The organism is Neisseria sp. P0009.S007 (genome assembly GCF_051962515.1).
Genome location: NZ_JBQCVF010001220.1, coordinates 1 through 248, shown reverse-complemented (window position 1 = coordinate 248; position 248 = coordinate 1). Strand labels below are relative to the sequence as shown.

Sequence of the window (248 nt, the reverse complement as noted above, 5' to 3'; positions counted from 1 at the left end):
ATATAGCTTATTGGCTTTCGCTGGACGAAATCCAAGGCAGCCGGAACGAGGGCAGCGGAAGCCAGTTGTCCATCCCTGTGGCAACACAAAACGGAACGGTTTTGGGCGTGGTTCACGTTGAATTTGCCGATAAAGATCAAGCCGATGACGCGGCCCAAACGGATTGGTCGGCACTGGCTTTGGCACTTGCCGATCCGCTGAAAGCATTGACAGGCATCGAAGACAAGGAAAAAGAACATGAATAATAC

At 51.2% G+C, this 248-nt stretch carries 1 pseudogene; it reads left to right on the top strand.

Going from position 1 to position 248, the window contains the following annotated elements:
- A pseudogene (locus tag ACTHS3_RS18375) lies at positions 1 to 245 on the top strand (hypothetical protein); the annotation flags it as partial.
- Between the last annotated feature and the right edge of the window lie 3 nt (positions 246 to 248).